Source organism: Pontibacter sp. HJ8 (assembly GCF_054824225.1).
In genome coordinates, this window is record NZ_JSYF01000258.1 from 1 (window position 1) to 2,955 (window position 2,955).

Genomic DNA, 2,955 nt, shown 5'->3' on the forward strand with positions numbered 1-2,955 from the left:
TAGAGCGATCACCGGTAAGGTGACAGATGCTACCACCAACCAGCCTTTGCCAGGTGTTACAGTGTTGGTAAAAGGCACAACTGCAGGGACAGCTACTGGTGCAGACGGTAACTTCTCAATCAATGTGCCTGAAGGAGGCAACACCTTAATATTTAGATTTATTGGATATGATCCAATCGAGCGCGCTATTGGTACTGCTACAACCATTGATGTTGCGATGGGTGTTGCCTCACAGCAATTGTCAGAAGTGGTGGTAACAGGTGCCTATGGCACTACACGTACTGCTCGTTCTACTGCTACCAATGCTCAGGTAGTGAACGCAGAGCAACTGAACGTGATTCGCCAGCCTAACGTTAATAACGCCCTTGCAGGTAAAGTAGCTGGTGTTCAGGTGCGAAGCCAGTCCGCCGCCGCTCTTGGTAGAGAAACAGAAGTAAGGTTGCGTGGTACATCAGGCTTTGGTTTAGGGTCTGGTGCTCTCTATATCGTGGATGGTACTATCCTTCCCAATGCTGATGATATCAACATGGATGATATTGAGAATGTTACCGTATTGCAAGGGCCTGCTGCTGCTGCACAGTTTGGTTCACAAGCTGCAAACGGCGCCATCGTAATGACTTTGAAGAAAGGCAGTAAGCAGCCAGGCGTAGGCGTTACTTTGAATTTAGGTGCAATGTTTGAAAAAGCTTACATCATGCCTAATTACCAGAACTCATATGCGGGTGGAGCTTTCGGTGACTTAGTTAAATACAACTGGAAAGAAGGTGATCCGGCAGAATGGCAAGCGCTGGATGGTAAATATTACCATGACTATAGTGATGATGCAAGCTGGGGTCCTAGAATGGTAGGTCAGGAATATATTCCTTGGTATGCCTGGTATGGTGGTCACAGCCGTTCTTACCAAACAGCTAAGCTGGAGCCACAGCCTGACAATGCGAGAGATTTCTTTAATACAGGCCTAACTCTGAATAACTCTGTTACCGTTAGTACAGCCACTGACGCTTTGAATTTCAAATTGACTTATGGAAACCAGGATGTAAAAGGCTTGATTCCGAATTCCAGTCTGAAAAAGAATACTTTTAACCTGATCACTTCTTATGAACTGAATAAGAATTTAGAGGTTTCAGCTAACATTAACTATATAACCAGAAAGCTGAACGGAGAAATTGACGATGAGTATTCTAATCAGTCCACAGGTTCATTTAGCCAGTGGTTCCACAGAGATTTGGACATGGGCATCATGAAGGACCTTCGTGGCTTAACAACCCCTGAAGGCATTTATGCAAGCTGGAACAAATCTAACCCAAGCAGCTATAATGCAGCTGATCCAAAAGGGTCGATGGGAGCGAACTACTGGTATAACTTCTATACTTATTATGATCTTCTGGACCAGGTAAACCAGCGCGACCGCTTATACGGAAACGTGTCTATGACTTATAAAGTAAATGACGATCTTAGGTTAATTGCCACATATCGCAAACAGCAAAATACAGTTTTTGCTGAGTCCAAGTATAGCTCAAGATTGGCTGAAAGTGGTAACCAGACAGCTGGTAACAATCCGAATGCATTAGGTGCATATTCAACTTCTAATTCGTATTCTAACAGACGAAACGTTGAATTCTTAGCTGCTTATACTAAAAAGCTTGGTGACTTCAGCCTTGAAGCGAACGTAGGAGCTGACTTCTTCAGATGGACCAGCAAAAGCAATGGAGCCAGTACTACACAGGGTTTGAACGTACCTGATTTGTTTACCATTGCTAACTCTAAGAACGAAGCTTCAATTAGTAATGGAAGAGTTGAAGAGCAATACAGAGCAGCATTCGTTAGATCCACTTTTGGCTGGAAAAACTTAGTGTTCGCAGACGTAACATTACGTAATGACTGGTTCTCTACCTTGCCTACAGAAGACAATGATGTATTATCAAAATCATTTGGTGCATCATTTGTATTCAGTGATTTAGTAGCAGAATCAAATGAGTGGTTGAGCTATGGTAAATTAAGAGCCTCCTGGGGTGAAGTGCCAAAAGCATTGGGTAGCACGAACGAAACCTTCGGAGCTTATGTGTACCCAGGATTCGCTTATGGTGTAGGGCAATTTAAGTGGGGTAATAACTTCTTAATGAGCACGCCAAACCAGCTGGTAGATCCAAATATCAGAGGTTCTGTTGTATCGATGGCGGAAGTTGGGCTTGACATGAGTTTCCTGCGAAACAGATTTGGTTTCCAGTTTACTTATTATGAAGGTGCTGAAAAAGATTTCCCTTACCCTCTTACTACTAACGGCGCAAGCGGATTTACATCTCTTTACACCAATATTGGTGAGATAAGCAAAAAAGGTATAGAACTTCAGTTGAACGGTACACCAGTTAATACCCCGGTTTTTGAATGGAAAATATCTGGTACCTGGGCGAACTTGCTTGAAAATGATATAGTATCATTGGCTCCTGGTGTAACGCAAACTACTCCATTACAGGGTGTATGGGGTACTACAATGCCAGTTTTAGTTCATACAGAAGGCAAGAGATGGGGACAATTAGTAGGAAATGGTATCAAGAGAATTGATGGGCAGCCTGTTCTTAAGGCTGATGGTACCTATGAAAATGATCCTAACGTGAACTTTGGTAGCGTTCTTCCACAGCATACAGGTGGTATTCAGAATACATTTACCATCTTCAGAGATTTCTCTATCAATGCAAACATTGACTATCAGGTTGGTGGTAAGTTTGTTTCTCTTTCTAACATGTGGGGTTCTTATAGTGGTCTTACAGCCCGTACCGCAGCCACTAATGACAAAGGAAACCCAATAAGAGATGCAGTAGCTGATGGTGGCGGTTTACATGTGTTTGGTGTAAATGGTGATGGCGAGGCGGTAGATTACTACATCGAAGCACAGGATTACTACCATGGCTTGTATTCAAATAAGACATTTGATGAATTCATCTATGACTTAACGTT

At 42.9% G+C, this 2,955-nt stretch carries 1 protein-coding gene; it reads left to right on the plus strand.

From position 1 onward, the window contains the following. On the plus strand, positions 1-2,955 hold a 2,955-nt coding region (locus OB13_RS12095), incomplete at both ends, for a SusC/RagA family TonB-linked outer membrane protein (protein WP_461490426.1).